The following is a 25,900-nucleotide window of genomic DNA, read 5'->3' as shown; positions in this document are numbered from 1 at the left end:
GGTCGCATGAAACCGTCGCTACAGCTCCGCCTCTCCCAGCACCTGGCACTGACCCCGCAGCTGCAACAGTCGATCCGGCTGCTGCAGCTTTCCACGCTGGAACTGCAGCAGGAAGTCGAACAGGCGCTGACGGAAAACCCGCTGCTCGAGCGGGAGAACGACTGGATCGAAAGCCCGCTGCGCGTGGCGGCCGACGGCTCGGTCAACGTACAGAGCGCGCCCGCGCCTGCCCCCGCCGAGCCCCAGGGCAATGGCGACGCCCGCGCCGAAGGCGCCGCCGATGACAGCTACGGCGACAACAGCAGCGGCGACGACTACGGCAACAGCGACTGGAGCCTGGACGACTTCGCCCGCCGGCCGCAAGGCGACGAGGACGAAAAGACGCCAATGCAGCTGCGCGATGCCGAGCCCACGCTGCGCGAATACCTGATGGAGCAACTCACGCCGCTGAAGATCTCGGCGCGCGACAAGGGGCTCGCCATCTTCCTGATCGAATCGCTCGACGACGACGGCTACCTGAGCGCCTCGCTCGAAGAGATCTGCGCGGAACTGCCCGAAGAGCTGGAGTTCGACCCCGACGAAGTCCACGCCATCCTGACGCTGCTGCAGAGCTTCGATCCGGCCGGCGTCGGCGCACGCAATGCCGCCGAATGCCTGGCGCTGCAATTGCGCCGCCTGACCCACCCGCAGCGCGAACTGGCGCTGACCATTGTCACCCATCACCTGGAACTGCTTGCGGTACGCGACTACACGCGGCTGAAGAAGGCGCTGCAGGTCGACGAAGTCGCGCTGAAGGCCGCGCACGACCTGATCCGCTCGCTGGCCCCCTACCCCGGCCACGCGTACAGCCGGCCGGAAGCGGATTTCGTCGTGCCGGACGTATTCGTGCGCAAAAGCGGCAGCGGCTGGATCGCGCAGCTCAATCCGGATGTGATGCCGAGGCTGCGCATCAACGACATGTACGCGCAGATCCTGCGCGGCGCCAAGGGCGAGACCGGCACCGCGGGGCTGCAGCAAAAGCTGCAGGAGGCGCGCTGGCTGATCAAGAATATCCAGCAACGGTTCGACACGATCCTGCGTGTCTCGCAAGCCATTGTCGAGCGTCAAAAGAACTTTTTCACCCACGGTGAAATCGCCATGCGCCCCTTGGTTTTGCGGGAGATTGCCGATACACTGGGTTTACACGAGTCAACCATCTCCCGGGTGACGACCAATAAATACATGGCCACGCCGATGGGTACTTTCGAACTGAAGTACTTCTTCGGCAGCCACGTGTCCACCGAAACCGGTGGCGCGGCTTCATCAACGGCCATCCGCGCCTTGATCAAGCAACTGATAGGAGCCGAAGACCCGAGGAATCCCCTTTCCGACAGTCGCATCGCCGAACTGCTGGGTGAGCAAGGCTTCGTTGTCGCACGCCGCACCGTTGCCAAATATCGCGAAGCCCTGAAGATCCCCGCAGTGAATCTCCGCAAGTCTTTGTAGCCGAGCCCACCGCCTGCCTGGTGAGGCTCTTTCAGAAGGAGAAGCGCTATGAACTTCAAGATCAGTGGACACCACCTGGACATCACGCCCCCTCTGCGTGAGTACGTGGAAACGAAGCTGGAGCGAATCGTCAGGCATTTCGATCAAGTCATTGGCGTTAGCGTGCTGCTCTCTGTCGACAATCACAAGGAAAAGGACCGGCGTCAGTACGCGGAAATCAATCTGCATCTAAAGGGCAAGGACATCTTTGTCGAGGCGCATCACGAAGACCTGTATGCGGCGATCGACGCACTCGTCGACAAGCTGGACCGTCAGGTGATTCGCTACAAGGATCGCGTGCAAGGCCACGACCGCGAAGCGGTCAAGTACCAGATGGCCGCGGCGCAAATGCAGCAATAAACCCGTGCCCGGCAGCCCCGCAGAGGGCTGCTGAACCAGGATTCCACAGGCAAGCCGCGCCGCGAAGCGCGGCTTTTTTGCGCCCTGGTACAGTGCCCGGCTGTGGCAGCGGAGCAAACCTTGCCACGCAGGGAAGCCCGAAATGTTCGCAAGCGCAGCGCCAAGGTGTATGCTGCGCCATACAAAGAGAGAGAAATCGTGGCCGCGCCTGCTCGCGCTGCACCGCACAATACAAGGGTAGCCGCTGCTCTATAATGGGCCGGACGTCTCCTCCGCCGGCGGCGGTCAGGGAGCCAGCCGCTGCCCGGCGGAACGATCCGCCCGCTAACTGAAATCCTGCGCATCGCCCATGAATCGTTTGGCCAAATTGCTGCCACCCGGCAACATCACCCTCGACGTCAGCGTCACCAGCAAGAAGCGTGTGTTCGAGCAGGCCGGGCTCCTCTTCGAGAACAACCATGGCGTGGCGCGCGCCATCGTCACCGACAACCTGTTTGCGCGTGAGTCGCTGGGTTCGACCGGACTGGGCGCCGGCGTGGCGATTCCGCACGGGCGTATCAAGGGCCTGAAGCAGCCCCTTGCCGCCTTCATGCGCCTGGCCGAGCCGATTCCGTTCGAATCGCCGGACGGCAAGCCGGTGTCGCTGCTGATCTTCCTGCTGGTGCCGGAACAGGCCACGCAGCAGCACCTGGAAATTTTGTCCGAGATCGCGCAACTGCTGTCGGATCGCGACATGCGCGAGGGCCTGGCGACCCTGCCCACGCCCGATGCCGTGCACGAACTGCTGATCGCATGGCATCCCTGATCCACTGATTCCCCTTTAGCGGGCCGGCACAAGACCGGGCAGGCGCCACGCGCTTCGAACACCGCCTTACCAGCCATACCGCATGGAACTCACCGGCGTCACCTCCCAGTCCATCTTCGACGACAACGCAGCCGACCTCAAACTCTCGTGGGTCGCCGGCCTGGAGGGCGCGGACCGCGCCTTTGACGTGGAATTCGCCCGCGAAGCGACCTCCGCCGCAGACCTGGTGGGCCACCTCAACCTGATCCACCCGAACCGGATCCAGGTCCTCGGCAAGCCCGAAATCACGTACTACCAGCGGCTCGACGACGAGACCCGCAAGCGCCAGATGGGCGAGCTGATCCTGCTGGAGCCGCCGTTCCTGGTGATCGCCGACGGCATGGAACCGCCGCCGGATCTGGAACTGCGCTGCACGCGCTCGTCGACGCCGCTGTTCACCACGCCGGTGTCGTCCGCCGCGGTGATCGACCACCTGCGCCTGTACCTGTCGCGCATCTCGGCGCCGCGCGTGACCATGCACGGGGTGTTCCTCGACATCCTCGGCATGGGCGTGCTGATCATGGGCGAATCGGGCCTCGGCAAGAGCGAACTGGGCCTGGAACTGATCTCGCGCGGCCACGGGCTGGTGGCCGACGACGCCGTCGATTTCGTCCGGCTGGGGCCGGATTTCATCGAGGGCCGCTGCCCGCCGCTGCTGCAGAACCTGCTGGAAGTGCGCGGCCTGGGGCTGCTCGACATCAAGACCATCTTCGGCGAGACCGCGGTGCGGCGGAAGATGAAGATCAAGCTGGTGGTGCAGCTGGTGCGGCGCAACGACGGCGAATTCGAGCGGCTGCCGCTGGATTCGCAGTACCTGGACGTGCTCGGGCTTCCCATCCACATGGTCAAGATCCAGGTGGCGGCCGGCCGCAACCTGGCCGTGCTGGTCGAGGCCGCTGTGCGCAACACCATCCTGCGCCTGCGCGGCATCGACACGCTGCGCGACTTCATGGACCGCCAGCGCGCCGCGATGCAGGCCGATGCGGTCTCGCGCGGCCAGGGCCGGCTGCTGTAAGCCACCGTCCGCCGCCGTTTTCAATTGCTTACAACGGCGTGGCAAGCGCTCGTCAACGTTTCTCAGGCATGCTCCGTTTTGTGCTGTAATGGGCATCACGCCCGTTGCGGAAGCTGCAACGCCGACCCCGGCGCGCGGCGATAAGGTTGTCCACCCCCGAGGAGAGCAAGCATGAAGACCCTGATTGCAGTGTGCGCGTTGGTGACCCCGCTGTTCGCAGCCAGCGCCTTTGCGCAGACCGCCACGCCGGCCACCCCTGCCACGCCGGCCAAGCCGTCGGCCGCGGCCCCGGCAACGCCTGCCGTGCCGGCCACGCCTGCTACCCCGGCCAATCCGGACAAGCCCGCGGCCAACACCCAGCAGGACAAGATGAAGGCTTGCAACGCGCAGGCCTCCGGCAAGAAGGGCGACGAACGCAAGGTGTTCATGAAGGAATGCCTGTCGAAGTCCGGCGCGCCCAAGACCCAGCAGGACAAGATGGCTGCCTGCAGCAAGTCTGGCAAGGGCAAGAAGGGCGATGAATACAAGGCCTACATGAAGGAATGCCTGTCGAAGGCAGCCTGAGCGCCGCCACCGGCGAAATGCCGAACCAAATGGCGAACCGGGCGGTTCGCCATTTTTTCTGCTGTCAAACTGCTGTCATGACGCAGCCGGCACCTGATGCTATGCTTCAGTTGCTATGCGCATCATCCTCATCACCGGCATATCCGGTTCCGGCAAGTCCGTCGCACTGAACGTCCTCGAAGATGCAGGCTATTACTGCGTGGACAACCTGCCGGCGCAGTTCATCCCTGAACTGACCCGCTACCTCGACAGCCAGGGCTACACGCACCTGGGCGTGGCTACCGACATCCGCAGCCGCGAGTCGCTCGACCAGCTGCCCGACACCGTGCGCGCGCTGGCCGCCGAGCACCAGGTCGAGGTCATTTTCCTGACCGCCAGCACCGACGCCCTGGTGCAGCGCTACTCCGAGACGCGGCGCCGCCATCCGCTGTCGGCACGCACCGACGGCGTGGCCGGTGGCGGCGGCGCCTTCAACGACACGGCGCTGATGGAAGCGATCGAGATGGAGCGCGCGCTGCTGAGCCCGCTTGCCGAGGCCGCGCACCGCATCGACACCAGCAATGTGCGCACCAATACGCTGCGCAGCTGGATCAAGGAGCTGATCCGCGACGACAGCCAGCGCCTGACGCTGCTGTTCGAGTCGTTCGGCTTCAAGCACGGCGTGCCAAGTGATGCCGATATGGTGTTCGACGTGCGCTCGCTGCCCAACCCGTACTACGACCTGGCGCTGCGGCCGCTGACGGGCCGCGACACGCCGGTAATCGACTTCCTGCAGGCGCAGCCGATGGTGCTGGCGATGGCCGAGGATATCCGCGCCTACGTGGAAAAGTGGCTGCCAAGCTTCATCGCCGACAACCGCAGCTACCTGACCGTGGCGATCGGCTGCACCGGCGGACAGCATCGCTCGGTCTATATTGCCGAAAGGCTCGCCAACTATTTCCGGGCACATGGTAATGTGCTGGTCAGACACCGAGAGCTCGCACCGGCGGGCTGACGCACGCGGCATGGCCCCCCGGGCTGCACGGGGCATCTGAGCGCGGCGTCGGCCTGGCGGCCCAATGCTGCGCGACCCCAAGCCTGCACCGCATGTCCTCGACCGACCTCTACCGTCCCTCAGGGTCCGAAGACCCGCCACGGACGCTCGAAAACCTGCCGCTGTTTCCCCTGCACACCGTGCTGTTTCCCGGTGGACGGCTACCGTTGCGCGTGTTCGAGGCGCGCTATGTCGACATGGTGCGCAACTGCCTGCGCGACAGCGCGCCGTTCGGCGTCTGCCTGATCGCCAGCGGCGAGGAAGTGGCCCGGCCCAACCAGCCCACCGTGCCCGAACTGGTCGGCTGCCTCGCGGAAATCGTCGACTGCAACATGGAGCAGCTGGGCGTGCTGCTGATCCACACGCGCGGCCGCGAGCGCTTCCATATCATCAGCCACGAGACCCGCGACGACGGCCTGATGGTGGCGCGCGCCGACGTGCTACCGCCCGACATCATCGACTGCAAGCTGGAACTGCTGGGCGAATGCCTGGACGCGCTGCGCCGCATCGTCACGCGGCTGCACGCCGAGCAGCCCGACCGCATGCCCTTCGACGAGCCCTACCTGTGGGACGACCCGAGCTGGGTCGCCAACCGGCTGTGCGAGCTGCTGCCGGTGCCGCTGAAAGCCAAGCAGATGCTGATGGCCTTGCCCGACGCGGGCATGCGCATCGAGATCGTGCACCGCTACATGCGGCAGAACCACATGCTGTAGGCGGTCTCTCCTCCCGCGCCCACTCCCGCTTCACGCTTCAGAACAAACCCACCCGCGCCTGGTCCTCAAGCAGCCGGCGCACCGGCGCGGGCGTGCCCAGCGCATCGAGGTCGTCGAGGGACAGCCAGCGCTGCCCGGCCGGCGTCGCGCTGTCCTGCCGCAGCACGTTCGCCTCCACATTCAGGTCGACCCGGATGGCGCGGATCAGCAGGCGGAAGTGCGTGAACACATGGGTCAGCTCGCCGGCCAGCACAGCGCGCGCGGGGGTGCCGAAAGCGCGCGCGTAGTCGAGCGCGCGGGCCTCGGCGTCTTCCGCGTCGAAGGGCACGGTGTCGACCGGCATCTCCGGCAGGCTCCACAGGCCGCCCCAGATGCCGCTGTCCGGACGCAGGCGCAGCAGCACTTCACGCTCGCGCCGCACCAGCAGCATCACCGTGCTGCGCTCGGGGATCGCCACGCGCGGCTTGGGCGCGGGCAGCACGCCGGTCAGGCCGTCGCGGCGCGCGACGCAATCTGCGGACAGCGGGCACGCCGAGGCATCGGCCAGGCAGGCCGGCTTGCCGCGCGAGCACACCGTCGCGCCCAGGTCCATCAGCCCCTGCGTATAGGCGACCATGTCGTCGGCCTGGCGTGGGCCGGGCGCAGGCAAGGCCAACTCGGCCAGTTGCCACATGCGCGTTTCCACCGCGCGCTCGCCCGGATGGCCATGGATGCCGAAGCAGCGCGCGAACACGCGCTTGACGTTGCCGTCCAGGATCGGTGATCGCACGCCCGCGCTGAACGCGGCAATGGCCGCCGCGGTGGAACGGCCGATGCCCGGCAACGTGACCAGCACCGCGGGGTCGGTGGGGAAGCGCCCGCCATGCTCGCTGACCACTTGCATGGCGCACCGGTGCAGGTTGCGCGCCCGTGAGTAATAGCCCAGCCCGGCCCACAGCGCCATGACCTGGTCGGCGGGCGCCGCCGCCAGGTGCTGCACCGTGGGCAGCTGCGCCACGAAACGCTGGAAGTACTCGATCACCGCGCTGACCTGGGTCTGCTGCAGCATGATCTCGGACAGCCAGATCCGGTACGGGTCGCGGGTGTTCTGCCACGGCAGGTCGTGCCGGCCGTGCCGGCGCTGCCAGTCGACCACGCGCGCGCCGAAGTCAAGGGGCACACGGAGGTCATCAGGCAGGGCTGGTGCGGTACGGGGGGCTGGTTTGCGGGGCATCGGCGTGGCAACTGCGTGGCGAGCGGACATGGGCATCGGCGCGCCAAAGAAAAAGGCGCCGCAAGGCGCGGCGCCACATGATATACCGGTCGGCAAGAGCAGCCCGGCTACGCTACCGCAAGGCTGGCACTGTCCGCATCCGCCGCCGGCCGCATCAGCCGCTGGGCAAAGGCCTCGATGCGCCCGCTGCGTTCGTCCAGCCCGTTCAGCACTTCCTCCAGCTGCGCGATGCGGCTTTCCAGCGTGTCGGTGGCCTCATGGATGCGCTCGATGGAATCGACACGCCGGCGCAGCTGCTTCTGGTGTTCGCGCACCTGGGCTTCCAACGGCGTCATCACCGACTTGAGCCAGACCTCGATGTCGCGGTTGAGGCCGCGGAAATTCTCCAGCACGCGGCTGGCCATGGTGTTGAAAGCGCTTTGCACCAGCTGCGGGCGCGAGCGCGTCAGCATGCTGATGGTGCCGAAATGCGCCTGCACCAGCCGCAGCGTCTCCTGCAGCTCGGTCAGGTAGCGCTCGGCAGTGAACTGCATCGGCGCGGGCAGCGTGAAGCCGTGCTCGGCATTGAAGCGCCGGTACATGCTTTCGATCAGCTGGTGCAGCTGGCCGATCTTGTTGTCGGCATCGCTCACCAGCCCGCTCAGCTGCGCGAACAATGCGTCCATGTCCTCGCGCAGGCCGCGCGAAAAGAAGCGCTCCTTCATCTGCTCGCGCGCGCTGCGCATGGTGCGGCGCACGTCGCGCAATTGCAGGCTCTTGATGATGTCGGCGCTGTGGCGGCCGAAGACCAGGCGCAGCGCCTGGAACTTGCTGATGCTCTGCTCGAACTCGTCCTTCTCGCCCTGCACCCGCATCAGCATGTGCTTGACCATCGCATGGTTCTTGCCGCGCAGTCCGCGCAGCTCGAACAACTGCTCGACGATATCGCGGCGGCGGCTCTGCAGCAGCTGCTGCGCGGCGCGCGCCATGTCCTGCACCAGCCGGTAGACCTGATCAGAGACGATCTCGCGCCGGCGCGGAATCAGCTGGTCCGACAGCACGTGCTCGAACTCCGGCAGGCCGCTGCGCGCCAGCAGGGTGTCGTCGTGCGTGACCTTGGCCACCAGCCCCTTCTGCGCCGACACCGGATACACGCGCGACTGCTCGATGCCCAGCACCTGCGCGGTGGTCGACACCTGCCGCGCGATTTCCTGCGCGATTTCGCCGGGCTGGCGCAGCGGATCCCACAGGCCGTCGATCTTGTTGAGCACCGCCAGGCAGCCGCGCCGGTGCCCGGCGCCGACATGGCTGCGCCACAGCTCGAGGTCGCTCTTGGTCACGCCAGCGTCGGCGGCAAGCACGAACACCACAACGTGCGCATCCGGGATCAGCCGCAGCGTCAGTTCGGGTTCGGTGCCGATCGCGTTCAGGCCCGGCGTGTCGAGGATCACCAGGCCCTGGCGCAGCAGCGGATGCGGGAAATTGATGACGGCGTGGCGCCAGCGCGAGATCTCGACCATGCCCTCGGCATCGACCGCATAGGCAGCATCGGGGTCGTTCTCGTGGTACAGCCCCAGGGCCTCGGCCTGCTCGGGCGGCACGCGCATGGTCTGCACCACATGCTGGAACGCCTCCAGCATGCCCTCGGGCGACGACGGGTCCAGCGGCACCGAATGCCAATGCGATGCCGAAGTGCCGGCCTCGATGAAGTCGGCGGTGGAGGCGTCCTGCAGGCGCGTCTCGATCGGCAGCAGGCGGATGCTGGGCGGCTCGGCTTCGTCGTAGCGCAGCTCGGTCGGGCACATGGTGGTGCGCCCCGCCGACGACGGCAGGATGCGGCGCCCGTAGTCGGCAAAGAAGATGGCGTTGATCAGCTCGCTCTTGCCGCGCGAGAACTCGGCGATGAAGGCGACCTTGAGGCGGTCGCTGCGCAGCACGCTCTGGATGCGCTGCACGCGGTCGTCGGCCTGCGCATCGTACAGGTCGTGCTGCTGCAGCCAGGACTGGAATTCGGCCAGTGACTGGAGGACCCCGGTTCTCCAGGCGCCGTATTGTTCGAATTGGTGGGCGAGCGTTGTCATGGAGCTGTTGGGCTGACTTGGTTTTGCCTCGGGGCCCGCCACCCTGTGGGCGGCATGCCCGTGTTCACGCAATGCCGGTCCGCCCCCTGCCGTTCACGCGCGGCCGGCCATTTTGTAACTTTTTATGACTGCGCACACGATACAGGTTTCCACGGCGCTTTTGTGGAATTCGCGTCCCTTGGACGGCAGTCACCGCGCCAGTGTTGCGCCGACCCATCGACCCGCGGCGGCGGGCGGTCCCTGAAGCACTCCGGGCGCTGGTCAGTGCTGGCAGTTGGTGCAATAGAAGGTGGAACGCTGGCCCTGGACGATCTGGCGCACCGGTTTGGCGCACACCTTGCATGGCAGGCCGGCGCGGTCGTAGACAAAGCAATCGAGCTGGAAGTAGCCGCTGGCACCGTCGCTGCCGACAAAGTCGCGCAGCGTACTGCCGCCGCGCTCGATCGCCTGCGCCAGGGTGTCCCGCACCGCCTGCGCCAGCCGGTCGCAACGCGCGCGGCTCAGGCGTCCGGCCGGAGTGGTCGGGTGGATGCCGGCACGGAACAGGCTTTCGGACGCGTAGATGTTGCCCACCCCGACCACGATCGCACCGGACAGCAGCACGGTCTTGATCGCGGCACTGCGGCCGCGCGTATGGCGGTGCAGCCAGGCGCCGTCGAAGGCGGGATCGAACGGCTCGATGCCGAGGGTGCTCAGCAGCGGATGCGACGGCAGTTCCGCCTCCGGCAGCGTGGTCCAGAGGATGGCGCCGAAGCGGCGCGGATCGCGGAAGCGCAGCACGATGGTACCCGGCTGCGGTCCTGGCGTTGACGCAGACGCTGCACCGGGCCCGGCGTCGAGCACCAGGTCGAAGTGGTCGTGCACGCCCGGCGGCGGTGCCTCGGGCAACACCCTCAGCGTGCCCGTCATGCCCAGGTGCACCAACAGCCAGCCAACCGGCTGCGCCGCGTCGGCGCTGACGCATTCGAGCAGCAGATACTTGCCGCGGCGCTCGATGCGGCGCACCAGGCGCTGGGCCAGGCAGGTTTCGAGTTCAGGGTCGACCGGCCAGCGCAGGCCGCGGTGGCGCACCGTGACCGCGGCGATGCGCCGCCCCACCACATGCGGCAGCAAGCCGCGCCGGGTCACCTCGACCTCGGGCAATTCAGGCATCGAACCTCTCCGTTGGTTACCGCTCAAAACTCCTGCAGCGCCTGGCGGCGCCGGCCTGCGGCGCCAAGCAGCGCATTGTAGCGGCAGGCTACAATGCCCTTATCAATGCGCAATCTCCCATCCTTCGCCAGCGTGCGCCGGAGCACTCAATACATGTCGGACCTGATGCCGGACCTGATGCCGGACTCCACGTTGCAAGCCACCGCGGGCGGCGGCCTGACCACATCGCCGGGCGCCGGCGCGCGCACGGCACGCCGTGCCGGCACCCCGGCCCGCTGGTGGCAGGCGCCGCGGCGCCATGTGCGCGCACTGGCCGCCGGCGCGCTGCTGGCAGCGGCGGCGGGCGCCAGCCACGCCGCGCCGCCGGTCGGCGCCGGTGCGCTGCCCATGCTGCAACTGGCCGCGGCGGACACCCCGGCGGCCAAGCCCGCGCGGCCGGCACTGCCGTCGCTGGAGCTGACCGACGATATCGTCTATATGGTGCTGGCCGCCGAGATTTCCATCCAGCGCGGCCTGGTCGGCCCGGCCTATCGCACCTACCTGGAACTGGCGCGCCAGACCCGCGACCCGCGCTTCGCCCAGCGTGCCACCGAGATCGCCTTCAACGCGCGCATCCCGCAGCAGGCGCTTGACGCCGCGCGCCTGTGGAAAGAGATTTCTCCCTCCTCGCCGGCGGCCGGCCAGGTGCTGTCGACCCTGCTGGTACTCAACGGCCGCTGGGACGATGCCCGCCCGCTGCTGCAGCAGCAACTGGCTGCGGTCCCGGCCAGCCAGCGCGGCGATGCCATCCTGCAACTGCAGCAGCAGTTGTCGCGCACCAGCGATCCGGCCGGCGCGGCCACGCTGCTGCAGGACCTGACCCGCAACGAAGCCAGGCTGCCCGAGACCCAGCTGGCGCTGGCGCGCGCGCGCGAAGTCGCCGGCGACGAGCCGGGCGCGCTGGCCGCGCTCGACCAGGCCTTGCGGCTGCGGCCCGGGTATGAAGCGGCCGCGCTGATGTCGGCCGAACTGCGCGCGGAGAAGCAGCCCGACGAAGCCGTGGCGGTGCTCAAGCGCTTCCTGGAAAAGTCGCCCGAATCGGTCAACGGCCATATCACGCTGGCGCGGCTGTACCTGCTGAAGAACGACATGCCGGCGGCCCGCCAGGAATTCGAGACGCTGCGCAAGGTGGCTCCCGCCGACCCGCGCGTGCCGCTGGCGCTGGGCCTGACCAGCCTGCAGGCGAAGAACTACGGCGAGGCCGAGCAGTACCTGCAGGAATACCTGCAACTGGTCGAAAAGCAGCCCAGCGCCAATCCCGACATTGCCTACCAGTACCTGGCGCAGATCGCCGAGGAGCGCAAGGACTACGCGGGCGCGATCCGCTGGCTCGACCGCATCGAGGACATCCGCCTGGCACCGGCGGCCACCGCGAAGCGCGCCCAGTTGCTGGCGCGCATGGGCAAGCTCGACGACGCCCAGGCGCTGTTCGGCGAGATGCTCACCGACGCCGAGGACATCCCCGACCCCGGCCAGCGCTCGCAGCGCGTGACCGCCATCCGCCAGGCCGAAGTAGCCACGCTGATGGAGAGCAAGGCCTACGACCGCGCCCGCAAGGTGCTGAACGACCGCATCGCGGCGGAGCCCGACAACGCCGACTGGATCTACGAGCTGGCCATGCTCGACGAGCGCCAGAAGCGCTACGCCAGCATGGAAACCGGGCTGCGCCGCGTGATTGCGCTGCAGCCGCAGCAGAAGCAGGGCTACAACGCCCTCGGCTATTCGCTGGCGGACCGCAACGAGCGCCTGCCCGAGGCACTCAAGCTGCTGGAGCGTGCCTCCGAGCTGGGTCCGGACGATCCGTACATCATGGACAGCCTGGCCTGGGTCAAATTCCGCATGGGCGACCTGCAGCCCGCCGCGGCGCTGCTGCGCAACGCCTATGCCAAGGCCCCCGAGGCTGAAATCGGCGCGCACCTCGGCGAGGTGCTGTGGCAGCTCGGCGAACACGACGAGGCCCGCAAGACGTGGACCGAGGCGGTGCGCATCGATCCGGAGAACGAAACCCTGATCGACACGCTGCGCCGCTACAAGGTCAACGTGCAGCCATCCAGGTAGCCCGCGCGCCTCGGCCGGCACGCCGGTCCGCGGCGCCGCATTCCCGTCAGCCCGGCGGCCGCCGTGCCGCCGTCCTCACTACCATGCCCATGAACCGATCCCGACGCCTGGCGCTGCTTTGCCTTGGCGCGCCCCTGCTGCTGCAGGCATGCGCCAGCGTGGCGCCGTCGCGCAGCTTCGATGTCGACCAGGACGCCGCCAACCGGCAGTACACCGGCCGCTTTTCCGCCAGCTACGTGCGCTACGGGCGCGACGAGGGCGTGCAGGGCAGCTTCCGCTGGGAGGAGCAGGGCCGCAACGTGCGGCTCGACCTGGTCTCGCCGCTGGGCCAGACCCTGGCCGTGGTCACCGCCACGCCGTCGGGCGCCACGCTCGACCTGCCCAACCAGCCGCCGCGCAACGCACCCGAAGTCGATACCCTGATGGAGGAAGCGCTGGGCTTCGCGCTGCCGGTGGCCGGCATGCGCGACTGGCTGCACGGGCGTCCCACCCCGGGCACGCCTGCGCGCGCCACGCGCGACGAGCAGGGCCGGCTGGCGACGCTGGCGCAGAACGGCTGGACCGTGCGCTACGTCGCCTGGCAGGAGACGGCCGACACAGGCGCTGCCGCAACGCAGGTGCCACGCCGTATCGACCTGGCGCGCGACGCCGGTAGCAATCCGCTGTCGGTGCGTCTGGTCATCGATCCGCAGATGCCCTAACTGCCCCCAATCAACGGACCATGCCAAGCAGCCATCCCCTGCCTCCACCCGAACTGCGCAACTGTCCCGCGCCGGCCAAGCTCAACCTGTTCCTGCACGTGACCGGCCGCCGCGCCGACGGCTACCACACGCTGCAGACCGTGTTCCAGCTGGTCGACTGGTGCGACACGCTGCATTTCCGCCGTCGCGACGACGGCGTGGTCATGCGCGTCACCGAGGTGCCCGGCGTACCGGCCGAGACCGACCTGGTGGTGCGGGCCGCGCGCGCGCTGAAGGCCGCCAGCGGCACCAACTTTGGCGCCGACATCGCCATCGACAAGGTGCTGCCGATGGGCGGCGGCATCGGCGGCGGTTCTTCCGACGCCGCCACCACGCTGCTGGCGCTGAACCACCTGTGGGGCCTGGGGCTGACACGCGCCGAGCTGATGCGGATCGGGCTGACGCTGGGCGCCGACGTGCCGGTATTCGTGCTCGGGCAGAACGCCTTTGCGCAGGGCATCGGCGAGGAGCTCACGCCGGTCGAGCTGCCCGACAGCTGGTTCGTGATCATCCACCCGAAGCAGCACGTGCCGACCGCTGAAATTTTTTCGGACGAGTGCTTGACAAGGGATACACCGATCTCCATAATTGCGGTCTTCGCTGCTCGCACAAACAAATTCGATTTCGGTCGCAACGACCTGGAACCGATAGCAACAGCGAAGTTCGGCGAAGTCGCCCGAGCCCTGGCATGGCTGAAGCAACACAATCAGCATGCCCGGATGACCGGTTCCGGAGCCTGCGTGTTTGCGCGTTTTCCCGACGCAAAAACAGCGCAGCAGGTTTTGGAAAGGTTGCCTCCCGAATGGGATGGCAGGTGTGTGAGAAGTCTGGCACAGCACCCGCTCGCGACGTTCGCATAGCAAGTTATCGTTCGGCGCGGTACGGCAGTTTGGTACCACGAAGAACGGCCCGGTTGTGTAGGGGAGTCGCCAAGTTGGTCAAGGCACCGGATTTTGATTCCGGCATTCGAAGGTTCGAATCCTTCTTCCCCTGCCATTACTTCCTATAGTGTCCTAACGGAACACGATATCCCCAAGTCACCGGCTTCGCCGGTGACACCAAGCTCCCCCAGCAGCAAGACAGGTGCCCCGAATGAGCAGCGAAGGCTTGATGGTATTTACCGGCAACGCCAACCCCAAACTCGCGGAGGCTGTCGTACAGCACCTCGGCATTCCGCTGGGCAAGGCTCAGGTTGGCCGCTTCTCCGACGGAGAAGTCCAGGTCGAAATCCAGGAAAACGTTCGCGGCAAGCACGTCATCGTGCTGCAGTCCACCTGCGCGCCGACCAACGACAACCTGATGGAACTGATGGTGATGGTCGATGCGCTCAAGCGCGCCTCGGCCCGCAGCATCACCGCCGCCATGCCCTACTTCGGCTATGCCCGCCAGGATCGCCGCCCGCGTTCGGCGCGCGTGGCGATTTCGGCCAAGGTGGTTGCCAACATGCTGGAAGTCGCCGGCGTCGAGCGCGTGCTGACGATGGACCTGCACGCCGACCAGATTCAGGGCTTCTTCGATATCCCGGTCGACAACATCTACGCTTCGCCGGTACTGCTGGGCGACCTGCGCGAGAAGAACTACGGCGACCTGCTGGTGGTCTCGCCGGACGTCGGCGGCGTGGTTCGTGCCCGCGCGCTGGCCAAGGAACTGAACTGCGACCTGGCCATCATCGACAAGCGCCGTCCCAAGGCCAACGTGGCCGAGGTGATGAACATCATCGGTGAAGTCGAAGGCCGCAACTGCGTCATCATGGACGACATGATCGACACCGGCGGCACGCTGTGCAAGGCCGCCCAGGTGCTGAAGGAGCGCGGCGCGCTGAAGGTCTTTGCCTACTGCACGCACCCGGTGCTGTCGGGCGGCGCGGCGGCCCGCATCGCGGACTCGGCGCTGGACGAAGTGGTGGTGTGCGACACCATCCCGCTGTCCGAGGAAGCGGCCAAGTGCGGGAAGATCCGCCAGCTCTCGACCGCCCCGCTGCTGGCCGAGACCTTCACCCGCATCGTCAAGGGCGACTCGATCATGTCGCTGTTCGCGGGTTCCTGATAGAATCTAAGGCTTTACTGCGTTGATCATCGTTGTCTGGTGATCAACGTGACTTGATCGGCGCATGATTTTGCCTTTGCGCCGCAACGAGGCTGTCTGGTCGCGGACAGCCTTCTTACTTTTGGAGTCATCATGAAAGTTGTCGCTTTCGAGCGTAGCGTACAGGGAACGGGTGCGAGCCGCCGCCTGCGCAATTCGGGCAAGACCCCCGGCATCATCTACGGCGGCGCCGCCGAGCCGAAGATGATCGAACTGGATCACAACGCCCTGTGGCACGCCCTGAAGAAGGAAGCGTTCCACTCGTCGATCCTGGACCTGGAAGTCGCTGGCAAGTCGGAAAAGGCGCTGCTGCGCGCATTCCAGATGCACCCGTTCAAGCCGCTGGTGCTGCACGTCGATTTCCAGCGCGTGTCGGCCAACGACAAGATCCACGTCAAGGTGCCCCTGCACTTCATGAACCAGGAAACCGCTCCTGGCGTGAAGCTGGGCCACGGCCTGGTCAACCACATCGTCAATGACCTGGAAGTGTCGTGCCTGCCGGCCGACCTGCCCGAGTTCATCGAAGTGGACGTCGGCGCGATGGAACTGGGCCAGACCCTGCACCTGTCCGACCTGAAGCTGCCGAAGGGCGTGACCGTGATCACCCACGGTGACGACAACCCGGCCATCGCCAGCATCTCGCAACCGGCTGGTGCCGTGTCGGAAGCTGCCGAAGGCGGCGAAGCCGCTGGCGAAACCCCGGCTGCCTAAGCTGCCGCAGCGGTGGCGGCCCGCGGGCCGCGCCACGAAGAAACCGCCGCTCCTGCGGCGGTTTTTTTTCGCCCGGCAGCCGACTGCCGGTTTTTCGGTATCCTTGGCGCCTGTGGCGCAGTCGCGCGCCAACGACACAGTCAAACGCATGATCAAGCTTATCGTCGGCCTCGGCAATCCCGGTGCGGAGTACGAGGCCACCCGACACAACGCCGGCTTCTGGCTGGTGGACCAGCTGGCCCGCATGGGCGGCGCCACGCTGCGCGTGGAGGGCCGCTTCCATGGGCTGGCCGCGCGCGCACGGCTCTGGGACCAGGAGATCTGGCTGCTCAAGCCGTCGACCTTCATGAACCGCTCCGGCCTGGCGGTGGTGTCGCTGGCGCGCTTCTACAAGATCCTGCCCGGCGAGATCGTGGTCGTGCATGACGAGATGGACCTGCCCGCAGGCGCCGCCAAGCTCAAGCGCGGCGGCGGCGCGGGCGGCCACAACGGCCTGAAGGACATCTCGGCCCACCTGGGCACGCAGGACTACTGGCGCCTGCGCCTGGGCGTGGGCCATCCGCGCAATGGCCCCGGCGGTGCCGGCGCGGGCCGCGAGGACGTGGTCAACTTCGTGCTCAAGCCCCCGCGGCGCGAGGAGCAGGAAGCCATCGATGCCGCCATCGACCGCTGCATCGAGCCGCTCGGCCTGCTGGCCCGCGGCGATGCCGAGCGCGCCATGGCGCAGCTGCATACCGCGCGCTGAGCGCCGCACCCCAGCCAGCATATTTCTGCGACAGCAGCATGAAAACGGGCCGCATCCGCGGCCCGTCGTCGTCTGGACGCACCGGTCTGCAGTTGCAGACATAGTGTCATCAAAGTGCCATGGGCACCACCTAAATTGCGGGGTTTCCAATCGCGTCGGTATCGCATGGTTGCCGATGCGCATGACATCCCACAGGAGGAAAGCCCATGTCGTACCTGACCGACGAAGCGCGCGCCGCAAGCCGCGCCGCCAAGCCCGACGTTGACGTGCCCGGCCAGATGCTCGAGGACATCGTCGCCGCCAACCCGGCCCGCCGCCGGGTGCTGCGCGGCGGCCTGGGCTTGTCGCTGGTGTCGGCATTCGGCAGCGGCCTGCTGGCCGCCTGCGGCGGCGATGACGATCCTGCTCCGGCTCCGGCGCCCGCACCGGCCCCTGCCCCGGCACCCGCTCCGGCCCCGGCGCCGGCCACGCCGAGCTACGAGGTCACCTTCGAGCCGATCGCCAAGTCCACCGCCGACACCGTGGTGGTGCCGAGCGGCTACAGCGTCGACGTCTTGTTCTCCGCCGGCGACCCGGTCGAAGCCGGTGCCACCGGCTATGCCGGCGCCTTCCAGTCGTCGGCCGAGACCGAGCGCCAGGCCGGCGGCAACCACGACGGCATGCACTTCTTCACACTGCCGGGCGTGGATCCGCAGAAGGGCGGCCTGCTGGCAATCAACCACGAACTGCCGGACTACAACATCCTGTTCCCGACCGCCTACGATGCCGCTACCGCAAGCCCGGAGCAGAAGCGCATCGCCCTGTCGGCGGTCGGCATTTCGGTGATCGAAGTGGAACTGGCCGCCAGCGGCAAGTGGCAGGTCAAGCGCGACTCGATCTACAACAAGCGCTACACCGGCAACACGCTGTACCGCGTCGGCGGCCCGGCCGCACCGGTGGTCGGCGCCACCGTGGTCGGCATGCTCAACAACTGCTCGAGCGGCCATACCCCGTGGGGCACCTACCTGACCTGCGAAGAAAGCACCGACAACTACATCGACCCGAACCAGGCCGACAACGGCTATGGCTGGGTGGTGGAGATCGACCCGTACGGCACGCTGGGCGCGCCGGCCAAGCGCACCGCGATGGGCCGCTTCGACCACGAGAACGTCGCCTTCATCACCGATGCCAGCAACAACGTGGCCTTCTACATGGGCGACGACGGCACCCCGGGCTGCATCTACAAGTTCGTGCCAAGCAAGGCCTTCGACCCGAACAATCGCGCCGCCAACGCCAACCTGCTGGACACCGGCACGCTGTACGTGGCGAAGTTCAACGCCGACGGCAGCGGCCAGTGGATCGAACTGTCGCAGGGCAAGAACGGCCTCACCGTCGGTGCCTCGGACCCGGGCAACTGGACCCAGTCGGCGGTCTCGCCGGCACCGACCACGGTCGACTTCGTCACCCAGGCAGACGTGCTGATCAACACCAAGTCGGCCGCGCGCGTGGCTGGTGGCACGCTGATGGACCGCCCCGAGTGGATCACTGCGGCACCGGACAACACGCTGTACTGCACGCTGACCAACAACAGCGGCCGCCAGCAGACCGACGCCGCCAACCCGCGCAAGAACAACCTGCACGGCCATATCGTGAAGTGGAATGAAGCCGGCAATTCGCCGCTGGCCACGACCTTCACCTGGAGCATCCTGCTGCAGGCCGGCGACCCGTCGCTGGCCACGGACAACCTGAAGGGCAACATCAACGGCGATACGTTCTCGAGCCCGGACGGCCTGCGCGTCGATCCCAAGGGCCGCCTGTGGGTGCAGACCGATTCGAGCACCAGCGCCACCTACACCGGCACCTTCGGCAACAACAGCATGTACTACATCTCGCCGACGGGCCAGTCGAAGCGCTTCCTGGCGGGCCCGACCGGTTGCGAGATCACCGGCATCGCCTACACGCCGGACCTGACCACCTGCTTCATCAACATCCAGCACCCGACCGGCAAGTGGCCGGATGCGGCCAAGCCGCCGCGCTCGTCCACCATCGTGGTGCGTCGTGCCGACGGCAAGCCAATCGGTGCCTGACCGCGCAGTGCAGTAGGCAGTAACCGTAGTAATTGGGGAAAGGTTAAGCCCCCGTCACCTTGCGGTGCCGGGGGCTTTTTTTGCGCGGCGCAAGCCGGGATGGCGAGGCCGGGCCAGGGTGATCCGGTATCAGGCCGCGTGCCGGGCTGCCGTCAGCAGGCGGTACCGCTGCATCAGGACCTCATGGGTCTCCACGCGGTTCGGATCCTTGGGAATGCACGCGACCGGGCAGACCTGCTGGCATTGCGGCTCGTCGAAGTGGCCGACGCACTCGGTGCACTTGTTGGGGTCGATTTCATAGATCTCGGGCCCCATCGAAATGGCTTCGTTCGGGCACTCGGGTTCACAAACGTCGCAGTTGATGCAGTCGTCGGTGATCATCAGCGCCATGGTGTTTCCTTCCTGCGGACACGCCCGCGCCCGACTGGCCGCGGTCTGACGTGTCTGAAGCCGTATTTTATTCCGGTTTGGCGATTTTCTCTTGCAGCCAGCGTTCCACCGACGGGAACACGAACTTGCTGACATCGCCGCCCAGCACCGCGATCTCGCGCACGAAGGTGCCGGAGATGAACTGGTACTGGTCCGACGGGGTCAGGAACATGGTCTCCACGTCGGGCAACAGGTAGCGGTTCATGCCCGCCATCTGGAACTCGTACTCGAAGTCGGACACCGCGCGCAGTCCGCGCACGATCACGCGCGCATTGTTCTTGCGCACGAAATCCTTGAGCAGCCCGGAAAAGCCCTCGACCCGCACGTTCGGATAATGCCCGAGCACTTCGCGGGCAATGCTGATGCGCTCTTCGAGCGAAAAGAACGGGCGCTTGTTGGGGCTGTGCGCCACGCCGACCACCAGTTCGTCGAAGATATTCGACGCACGGCGGACCAGATCCTCGTGTCCCCGGGTCATTGGATCGAAGGTGCCGGGATAGACCGCGCTGACCATACTTCCTCCTTGATCTGCCCGCTGCCGGCCGTGGAAGGGCCGCCTCTTGCGCCGGCCGGGCCGGCGTGGGTGCTGCGTCGCGAGCGTTGTGACAGCGGCGTAGTGTAACCCTAAATGCCCCGCTTGGAAGTCGCCGGAGGCACCGTTTTGCGGCAGTGCACCCAAGAATCGGTTTCGCAATCGGGAAGGGGCCCTTCCCCTTTCCGAAACCGCGGTGCCAGGCAACGGCCCGCGGGCGTGGCGCCTCAGGCGGCGCCGTTGCCCGGCACGCGGTGCTGCAGCAGGTGGAAATGCACCGCTCCGGCGCGCGCGTGCCGCACGATCTCGAGCGATGCCGGCACCGGCGCATCGGCGCCGGTCAGCGGGTGGTCGGTCTCGACATAGACCGCACCGCCCGGCCGCGACAGCCGCGCCGCGTGCGCCAGCGACGGCCCTATCCAGTCCTCGGCGAAGGGCGGGTCCAGGAACACCACGTCGAAGCTGGCATCCGGCAGCTGCGCGGCAATGGTGAAGGCGTCGCCTTGCAGCACGCGCACCTGCCCGGCATCCAGCCGCGTCACGTTGTCTCGCAATTGCCTGGCCACGCGCGCATTGGACTCGACCAGCGTCACCGCGGCCGCGCCACGCGAGGCGGCCTCGAAACCGAGCGCGCCGGAGCCGGCGAACAGATCCAGGCATTCCATGCCGGACAGGTCCTGGCCCAGCCAGTTGAAGAGCGTTTCGCGCACGCGGTCGGGCGTGGGCCGCAGGCCCTGGGCGTCAGGCACGGGCAGCAGCGTACGCTTCCAGCGTCCGCCGATGATGCGGACCTGTGCGGGTGCCTGGCGCGGCACGGGAGAGACGGGAGATCGCCCGCGAGGCGCGGGCGAGGGCAATCGGGAACGCGAATTCATGCCGTGATTGTAGAGCCTGCGGCAGGTTCCGCCGCAGGCGATGCCGCCGTCACCGCCGACATCATCGCTAACCTCACTGCCGCGAAGCCGTGGGCGCGCTGCCCACCGGGCCGCCGACGATCACCGTCGCCATGTTGTCCGGGTGCACGTGGCGCTGGAACGCCGCCCTGACCTGTTCGCGCGTGACCTTGCCGATCTGCGCGGTCCAGGTATCGAGGTAGTCGAGCGGCAGCCCGTACCAGCCGATATTGGCGACGTTGGTCAGCAGCTTGCGGTTGTTGTCGATGCGCAGCGGAAAGCCGTTGATCAGGTTGTCCTTGGCCGCGCGCAGCTCCTTTTCGCTCGGGCCTTCGGCGACAAAGCGCGCCAGCACCTGGCGCACCAGCGCCAGCGCCTCGTCGGTCTGGGCCTTCTTGGTCTGCAGGCTGATGCCGAACGGCCCCGGCTGCTTGGACGGTGCGAAGTAGCTGTCCACGCCGTAGGTCAGGCCGCGCTTCTCGCGTACTTCGTCGGTCAGGCGCGAGCTGAAGCCACCGCCGCCCAGCACGTAGTTGCCCACCAGCAGCGCGAAATAGTCGGGGTCGCCGCGCGCGATCGCCGGCTGGCCCAGCGCCACGCTGGACTGCTGCGCCGGGTGCGGCAGGCGTTGCTCGCTGGGCGCGATCTTCAGTTTCACCTGCGGCAGCGTGGGCGCGGCGCGGCCGGGCGGCAGCCCGCGCGTCAGCTGCTCGGCGATGGCCTCGGCCTGCTTGCGGTCGACCGCGCCGATCAGCGTCACCACCGCGCGCTGCGCGCCGTAGTTGTCGCGCCAGAAGCCGACGATGTCGTCGCGCGTAATCGACGCCACGCTCTCGGGGGTCGCGGCGACGCCGTAGGGATGGTCGGGATACATGGCCCGGGCCAGCGCCTTGTCGGCGATCACGCCCGGCTTGGTGTCGGCTTCGCGGATGGCGGTGATCAGGCGCTGCTTCTCGCGACCGACCACGGCATCCGGATAGGTTGGCGCCTTGATCAGCTGCGCCGCCAGCGCGACCGACTGGTCCAGTTCAGGCTGCGCGGTCAGGGTGCGCAGCCCGATGCCGCCGCGGTCGCCGCCGGCCGCACCGCCGAAGGCGGCCCCGGTATCGGCAAAGGCATCGGCGATCCTGGCCTCGTCGCGCGCCGGCTGGCCGTCCTGCGCGGCCGCGCCCTTGTCCAGCAGGGCCGCGGTCAGCGTGGCCAGCCCGGCCTTGCCCTGCGGGTCATAGCGGCTGCCGGCGTCGAAGTCGATATTGATATCGAGCATCGGGATCGACGGGCTGTGCACGAAGAATACCCGGGCGCCGGTGGATGCGGTCCAGTGCTCGATCGGGATCGCTGCCTGCGCCAGCTGCGCGGCCAGCAGCACCACGGCGCCCAACGCGGCGCCGGCCAGTTTGCGCAGCGGGCGCGGCGCGGAAGTGACGGACTGGGTCATCGCCTTGTTCTCAGTGGCGCAGGCCCGACGGGGCCTGGGACTTGGGCTTGTTCGGATCGATCGGCTGCGGCACCAGGGTGGCCACGGTCAGGTTGTCGTCGTTGAAATACTTCGCGGCGACGGCCTGCACCTGCGCCGGCGTGACGGCCTTGATCTTGTCGAGCATGCGGTCGATCTGGCGCCAGGAGATCTCCGAGATCTCGGCCACGCCGATCTCCATGCCCTGCCCGAATACCGAATCGCGCTTGTAGATCTGGCCGGCCACCACCTGCGCCTTGACGCGCTTGAGTTCTTCCGGCGACACGCCCTCGCGGGCGATGCGCTGGATCTCCGCGCGCAGCGCGCGCTCTATCTCGTCGGTGTTGTGGCCAGCCGCCGGCGTGCCGTCGAGCACGAACAGCGACTCGCCGCGGTTGATGCTGTCGTAGCCGACATTGACGTCGTCGGCCAGGCGCTGCTCGCGCACCAGTTCGCGGGTCAGGCGCGCGTTGTCGTAGCCGTTGAGCACGGCCGCGAGCACCTCGAGCGCATAGGGGTCGACGTCTTTCTCGACGTCGCGCAGGCGCGGCACCTTGTAGGCCATCACCATGTACTGGTTCTCGGCGGGCGCCTTGACCCAGATGCGCTTGATGCCCTTCTGCGCCGGTTCTTCCTGGTCCTTGCGTACCGGCAGCGCACGCGGCTTGAGCTTGCCGTAGTAGCGCTCGGCCAGCGCGCGCACTTCGTCGGCCCTGACGTCGCCCGTGACGATCACGGTGGCGTTGTTGGGCACATACCAGTGGCGATACCAGTCCTTGACGTCGTCGACGCGCATGTTGACCAGGTCGTCCATCCAGCCGATCACCGGGTGGCGGTAGGCCGCGGCGGTGTAGACCGTGGCCAGCAGCTGCTCATAGACCGTGCCGCGCGCGGAGTCGTCGGTGCGCAGGCGGCGTTCTTCCATCACCACCTTCATCTCGCGCTCGAACTCGTCCTTGGTGATGACCAGGTTGGCCATGCGGTCGGCTTCCAGCTCCATCATTTTCGGCAGGTACTGCTTGCCGATCTGCTGGTAGTACATGGTGAAGTCGCGGTTGGTCATGGCGTTCTCGCGCCCGCCGAGGGCCGCCACCTGCTTCGAGAACTCGCCCACGCCGACCTTGGGCGTGCCCTTGAACATCATGTGTTCCAGCATGTGGGCCACGCCGGTGGTGCCGCTGACCTCGTCGATGCCGCCCACGCGGTACCAGACCTGGTGTGCCACGGTGGGGGCGCGGTGGTCTTCCTTGACGATCAGCCGCAGGCCGTTGGACAGGCGGTATTCAGTCGTGCCGTGGGCGGTGGCGCCGGCCGGGGCGGTCTGCGCCGCCGGCATCGGCGAGGCCACCACGCCCTGCGCCGCCACGGGCAGCGACCAGGGCAGCAGCGCCAGCAGCAGCGCGGGGATGGCCCGCCGCGCCAGCCGCGCGGTGCGTGCGGAAGGCGCCTGCGAGGGCGGTACGTGGCGTTGGATGCGCGTTTGGGCGGCGGCGTTGGTGCCTGGTGCGCCCGTTGCGGTCATGACAGCGCAATGGTTCATGCGACCCCGTCTGCTAAAATTTTGCCGATCGATCCGCGTGCGCGACGCTGCGCGCGAATCTGCCATGTAGTGAACTCATGTAGCGAACTATACGCAATCGCCGGCGGGGACCACAACGGTTTCTCCCCTGCCATCGCGAAGCCTGCGTAACCCATTGATTAATCACCGGTTGCCTGCGGCAGTGGCTGCCGCCAGGGTTTCGGCCCCGGTATTGACCCCGTTCCCCAATGTTTAGTTTCTGGAAGAAGCGCAAGGCCGAGCCGGCGCCCGTCGAGGCGCCAGTGGAGGCCGCCGTCGAGGCGCCCGCGCCAGCCCCGGCCCCCGCGCCGGAGGTCCCCGCACCCGCCCCGGCACCGTCCCCGGCACCAACGCCAACGCCCACGCCAGTCCCCGCGACCGTGCCGGTTCCCGTGCCCGTCCCGGTGCCGGCACAAGTGCCTCCGCCCGCGCCGGCGCCAGTGGCTGCCGAGGCGCTGGAACTGGTGCCGCCGCCCGCCCCCAGCGCGGAAGCCAGGCAGGGCTGGATGCAGCGCCTGCGCACCGGACTGTCCAAGACCAGCCGCAACCTCGGCACGCTGTTCGTCGGCGTCAAGGTCGACGAGGACCTGTTCGAGGAACTGGAAACCGCGCTGCTGATGGCCGACGCCGGGGTCGAGGCCACCGAATACCTGCTGGGCGAACTGCGCAAGCGCGTCAGGTCCGAACGCATTGAAACCGCCGAGGGCGTCAAGGCGGCGCTGCGCGAGCTGCTGACGCAGCTGCTGCGCCCGCTCGAAAAAACCATGGCGCTGGGCCGCGAGCAGCCGCTGGTGATGATGATCGCGGGCGTCAACGGCGCCGGCAAGACCACCAGCATCGGCAAGCTGTGCAAGCACTTCCAGCGCTATGACCAGAAGGTGCTGCTGGCCGCCGGCGACACCTTCCGCGCCGCCGCGCGCGAGCAGCTGGCGATCTGGGGCGAACGCAACAACGTCACCGTGGTGGCGCAGGAAAGCGGCGATCCGGCGGCGGTGATCTTCGACGCCGTCAACGCCGCCAAGGCGCGCGGCATCGACATCGTCATGGCCGACACCGCCGGGCGCCTGCCGACGCAGCTGCACCTGATGGAAGAGCTGAAGAAGGTCAAGCGCGTGATCAGCAAGGCCATGCCCAGCGCCCCGCACGAGGTGCTGCTGGTGATCGACGCCAATACCGGCCAGAACGCCCTGCAGCAAACCCGTGCCTTCGACGACGCGCTCGGGCTCACCGGCCTGATCGTGACCAAGCTCGACGGCACCGCCAAGGGCGGCATCCTGGCGGCGATCGCGCGCCAGCGCCCGGTGCCGGTCTACTTCATCGGCGTGGGCGAGAAGGTAGAAGACCTGCAGCCGTTCAAGGCGGAGGAGTTCGCCGAGGCGCTGCTGGGTTAAATCCCGACGTCCTCCAAGACAAAACACCCCGGCAGTGCCGGGGTGTTTGCGCTTTGCCGGGGCGCAATACTATTCCGCGTCGGGCTGCGACTTCGGCTCCGCCTTCTGGAACGCCGGCAGCGCCATGCACGCTTCATAGATCTTCGCGATCGCCGGATAGCGCGCCACGTCGATATTGAAGCGTTGAGCGTTGAACACCTGCGGCACCAGGCACAGGTCGGCCAGCGTGGGCGTGTCGCCAAAGCAGAAGCGCCCGGCCTTGCCGCTGCGCTCGAGGTTGGCTTGCAGCGAGGCGAAGCCCAGCTCGATCCAGTGGCGGTACCAGGCGTCCTTGACCTCGTCGGTCACGCCCACCGTGTGTTTCAGGTACTTGAGCACGCGCAGGTTGTTCAGCGGATGGATCTCGCAGGCGATCTCCTGCGCCAGGCCGCGCACATAGGCACGGTCCAGTGCCGTGCCGGGCAGCAGCTTCGGCTCGGGGTGGACCTCGTCCAGGTACTCGACGATGGCCAGCGATTGCTGCAGCACGTGCTCGCCATCGGCCAGCGCCGGTACCAGCCCGTCGGGGTTCACCGCGCGGAACTCGGGCTTGAGTTGCTGGCCGCCTTCCTTGAGCAGGTGCACCGGCACGTAGTCATAGGACAGGCCCTTGAGTTCCAGCGCGATACGCACGCGGAACGAGGCCGAACTGCGGAAATAGCTGTAAAGCTTGAGCATCG

General features: G+C 67.3%; 24 protein-coding genes and 1 tRNA gene. 16 read left to right on the top strand and 9 right to left on the bottom strand.

Translation table 11 applies throughout. The annotated features are described in order from the left end of the window. The first annotated feature begins 6 nt into the window (after positions 1-6). The 7 genes from CBM2588_RS03125 to CBM2588_RS03095 all read left to right on the top strand — a co-directional run bounded on the left by CBM2588_RS03125 (position 7) and on the right by CBM2588_RS03095 (position 6,053). The gene (locus CBM2588_RS03125) at positions 7-1,485 is read left to right on the top strand and encodes an RNA polymerase factor sigma-54 (protein ID WP_115679308.1); all 1,479 of its coding nucleotides are present in this window, start codon (positions 7-9) and stop codon (positions 1,483-1,485) included. Positions 1,486-1,533: 48 nt separating this feature from the next. After that, positions 1,534-1,884 carry a ribosome hibernation-promoting factor, HPF/YfiA family gene (gene hpf, locus CBM2588_RS03120; RefSeq protein WP_010814386.1) on the top strand — a complete coding sequence of 117 codons (351 nt, stop codon included), beginning with the start codon at positions 1,534-1,536 and terminating at the stop codon, positions 1,882-1,884. A 349-nt stretch (positions 1,885-2,233) separates the two neighbouring features. Continuing rightward, on the top strand, positions 2,234-2,689 hold the full coding sequence (locus CBM2588_RS03115) for a PTS sugar transporter subunit IIA (RefSeq protein WP_018008706.1): 456 nt from the start codon (positions 2,234-2,236) through the stop codon (positions 2,687-2,689). A gap of 82 nt (positions 2,690-2,771) precedes the next feature. Next, positions 2,772-3,743 carry an HPr(Ser) kinase/phosphatase gene (hprK, locus tag CBM2588_RS03110; RefSeq protein WP_012351664.1) on the top strand — a complete coding sequence of 324 codons (972 nt, stop codon included), beginning with the start codon at positions 2,772-2,774 and terminating at the stop codon, positions 3,741-3,743. 171 nt (positions 3,744-3,914) lie between these two features. After that, a complete protein-coding gene (locus CBM2588_RS03105) occupies positions 3,915-4,307 on the top strand; it encodes a PsiF family protein (RefSeq protein WP_115679307.1) in 393 nt (130 codons plus the stop codon). Between the two features lie 115 nt (positions 4,308-4,422). Continuing rightward, positions 4,423-5,301, top strand: a complete 879-nt coding sequence (rapZ, locus tag CBM2588_RS03100) for an RNase adapter RapZ (RefSeq protein ID WP_115679306.1) — start codon at positions 4,423-4,425, stop codon at positions 5,299-5,301. Between the two features lie 92 nt (positions 5,302-5,393). Then, positions 5,394-6,053, top strand: coding sequence for an LON peptidase substrate-binding domain-containing protein (locus CBM2588_RS03095; protein ID WP_115679305.1), 660 nt, complete (start codon positions 5,394-5,396; stop codon positions 6,051-6,053). Positions 6,054-6,090: 37 nt separating this feature from the next. Here the strand turns inward: CBM2588_RS03095 and mutY are convergent, their stop codons facing one another. The 3 genes from mutY to mutM form a co-directional block, all read right to left on the bottom strand. Beyond that, positions 6,091-7,266, bottom strand: a complete 1,176-nt coding sequence (gene mutY / locus CBM2588_RS03090) for an A/G-specific adenine glycosylase (RefSeq protein WP_115679304.1) — start codon at positions 7,264-7,266, stop codon at positions 6,091-6,093. 107 nt (positions 7,267-7,373) lie between these two features. Beyond that, positions 7,374-9,326 carry a dynamin family protein gene (locus CBM2588_RS03085; RefSeq protein ID WP_115679303.1) on the bottom strand — a complete coding sequence of 651 codons (1,953 nt, stop codon included), beginning with the start codon at positions 9,324-9,326 and terminating at the stop codon, positions 7,374-7,376. A gap of 261 nt (positions 9,327-9,587) precedes the next feature. Continuing rightward, positions 9,588-10,478 (bottom strand): bifunctional DNA-formamidopyrimidine glycosylase/DNA-(apurinic or apyrimidinic site) lyase, encoded by an 891-nt coding sequence (gene mutM, locus CBM2588_RS03080; protein ID WP_115679302.1) that lies wholly within the window; start codon positions 10,476-10,478, stop codon positions 9,588-9,590. 153 nt (positions 10,479-10,631) lie between these two features. On the opposite strand from mutM, the gene CBM2588_RS03075 reads away from it, so the two are divergent. From CBM2588_RS03075 to CBM2588_RS03040, 8 genes are all read left to right on the top strand, one after another. Then, a complete protein-coding gene (locus CBM2588_RS03075) occupies positions 10,632-12,575 on the top strand; it encodes a tetratricopeptide repeat protein (protein WP_115679301.1) in 1,944 nt (647 codons plus the stop codon). A gap of 89 nt (positions 12,576-12,664) precedes the next feature. Beyond that, entirely contained in the window at positions 12,665-13,276 is a 612-nt protein-coding gene (lolB, locus tag CBM2588_RS03070) for a lipoprotein insertase outer membrane protein LolB (RefSeq protein ID WP_115679300.1), read from the top strand. 20 nt (positions 13,277-13,296) lie between these two features. Next, positions 13,297-14,175, top strand: coding sequence for a 4-(cytidine 5'-diphospho)-2-C-methyl-D-erythritol kinase (gene ispE, locus CBM2588_RS03065; protein ID WP_115679299.1), 879 nt, complete (start codon positions 13,297-13,299; stop codon positions 14,173-14,175). A 59-nt stretch (positions 14,176-14,234) separates the two neighbouring features. Further along, a tRNA-Gln gene (locus CBM2588_RS03060) sits at positions 14,235-14,311 on the top strand. 96 nt (positions 14,312-14,407) lie between these two features. Next, the gene (locus CBM2588_RS03055; protein WP_012351654.1) at positions 14,408-15,361 is read left to right on the top strand and encodes a ribose-phosphate pyrophosphokinase; all 954 of its coding nucleotides are present in this window, start codon (positions 14,408-14,410) and stop codon (positions 15,359-15,361) included. A 132-nt stretch (positions 15,362-15,493) separates the two neighbouring features. Further along, positions 15,494-16,111 (top strand): 50S ribosomal protein L25/general stress protein Ctc, encoded by a 618-nt coding sequence (locus CBM2588_RS03050; RefSeq protein ID WP_012351653.1) that lies wholly within the window; start codon positions 15,494-15,496, stop codon positions 16,109-16,111. Positions 16,112-16,259: 148 nt separating this feature from the next. Then, on the top strand, positions 16,260-16,856 hold the full coding sequence (pth, locus tag CBM2588_RS03045; protein ID WP_115681372.1) for an aminoacyl-tRNA hydrolase: 597 nt from the start codon (positions 16,260-16,262) through the stop codon (positions 16,854-16,856). Positions 16,857-17,062: 206 nt separating this feature from the next. Continuing rightward, positions 17,063-18,922: a PhoX family protein gene (locus CBM2588_RS03040; RefSeq protein WP_115679298.1), complete on the top strand. Its 1,860-nt coding sequence runs from the start codon at positions 17,063-17,065 to the stop codon at positions 18,920-18,922. Between the two features lie 129 nt (positions 18,923-19,051). Here the strand turns inward: CBM2588_RS03040 and CBM2588_RS03035 are convergent, their stop codons facing one another. The 5 genes from CBM2588_RS03035 to CBM2588_RS03015 form a co-directional block, all read right to left on the bottom strand. After that, positions 19,052-19,312, bottom strand: a complete 261-nt coding sequence (locus tag CBM2588_RS03035) for a YfhL family 4Fe-4S dicluster ferredoxin (RefSeq protein WP_012351650.1) — start codon at positions 19,310-19,312, stop codon at positions 19,052-19,054. 67 nt (positions 19,313-19,379) lie between these two features. Continuing rightward, complete coding sequence (gene coaD / locus CBM2588_RS03030) at positions 19,380-19,865, bottom strand: pantetheine-phosphate adenylyltransferase (protein ID WP_012351649.1); 486 nt, start codon at positions 19,863-19,865, stop codon at positions 19,380-19,382. 245 nt (positions 19,866-20,110) lie between these two features. Continuing rightward, entirely contained in the window at positions 20,111-20,758 is a 648-nt protein-coding gene (gene rsmD, locus CBM2588_RS03025; RefSeq protein ID WP_172583552.1) for a 16S rRNA (guanine(966)-N(2))-methyltransferase RsmD, read from the bottom strand. 73 nt (positions 20,759-20,831) lie between these two features. Beyond that, positions 20,832-22,214 (bottom strand): M16 family metallopeptidase, encoded by a 1,383-nt coding sequence (locus CBM2588_RS03020; protein ID WP_115679296.1) that lies wholly within the window; start codon positions 22,212-22,214, stop codon positions 20,832-20,834. 10 nt (positions 22,215-22,224) lie between these two features. Next, entirely contained in the window at positions 22,225-23,772 is a 1,548-nt protein-coding gene (locus CBM2588_RS03015) for a M16 family metallopeptidase (RefSeq protein WP_115679295.1), read from the bottom strand. Positions 23,773-23,999: 227 nt separating this feature from the next. On the opposite strand from CBM2588_RS03015, the gene ftsY reads away from it, so the two are divergent. Continuing rightward, positions 24,000-25,181 (top strand): signal recognition particle-docking protein FtsY, encoded by a 1,182-nt coding sequence (ftsY, locus tag CBM2588_RS03010; RefSeq protein WP_115679294.1) that lies wholly within the window; start codon positions 24,000-24,002, stop codon positions 25,179-25,181. Positions 25,182-25,250: 69 nt separating this feature from the next. Here the strand turns inward: ftsY and maiA are convergent, their stop codons facing one another. Next, positions 25,251-25,898 (bottom strand): maleylacetoacetate isomerase, encoded by a 648-nt coding sequence (gene maiA / locus CBM2588_RS03005; RefSeq protein ID WP_111518181.1) that lies wholly within the window; start codon positions 25,896-25,898, stop codon positions 25,251-25,253. Positions 25,899-25,900 lie beyond the last annotated feature (2 nt).

The organism is Cupriavidus taiwanensis, from assembly GCF_900250075.1.
GTDB lineage: Bacteria > Pseudomonadota > Gammaproteobacteria > Burkholderiales > Burkholderiaceae > Cupriavidus > Cupriavidus taiwanensis_C.
This window is presented reverse-complemented; position numbering and strand designations above follow the sequence as displayed.